General features: G+C 47.8%; 1 pseudogene. It reads left to right on the top strand.

Annotation, left to right across the window (positions count from 1 at the left end):
• Positions 1-92: 92 nt before the first annotated feature.
• Positions 93-730, top strand: a pseudogene (locus tag HCZ91_RS13835) (IS256 family transposase); the annotation flags it as partial.

Raw genomic sequence — 730 nt, 5'->3', positions numbered from 1 at the left:
CTTGATGACAAGATCATATCGTCACTACAGGCATAGCCTTCCGTCTTGCGCTTCGGGCAAGTGTGCCCCACACACTTGCTTATCCTCGCTCATACGCCAAGGGTCAAACCACCACCGAGATTGTAGAGAGCATTAAAGAGCTCTATGACGTCGACATTTCAAGCTCTCTTGTCTCAAGAGTCACCGATAACATATTAGAGGACATCACCGCATGGCAGAACCGGCCGCTGAGCAGTGTTTATCCTATCGTCTATTTAGACTGCATCGTCGTGAAGATACGTCAAGACAAGCAGATCATCAACAAAGCCATTTACTTAGCCCTAGGCGTTAACCTTAATGGTAAAAAAGAGCTGCTTGGTATGTGGCTCTCAGAGAATGAAGGCGCTAAGTTCTGGCTAGGGGTTCTTACCGAGCTTCAAAACCGTGGCGTACAAGACATCTTAATCGCTTGTGTTGACGGTCTAAAGGGCTTCCCTGATGCCATTAACACCGTCTATCCAAAGGCACAGGTTCAGCTGTGTATCGTACACATGGTGCGCTATTCAATGAAGTTTGTGCCGTGGACGGATAAGAAAGCCGTAGCGGCTGATTTAAAGGCTATCTACGGCGCTGATACGCTTGAGATAGCAGAACCCAATCTTGAGCACTTTGATGAGACTTGGGGTGATAAGTACCCGCATGTGGTTAAGTCTTGGCGTAATAACTGGGAGGGCTTAACGGTGTTCTTTGG

The sequence above is a fragment of the Psychrobacter sp. BI730 genome (genome assembly GCF_013414195.1).
In the GTDB taxonomy this organism is placed as follows: Bacteria; Pseudomonadota; Gammaproteobacteria; order Pseudomonadales; family Moraxellaceae; genus Psychrobacter.
Note: the sequence above shows the minus strand (reverse complement) of the source record. Positions and strands in the feature narration are given on the sequence as shown.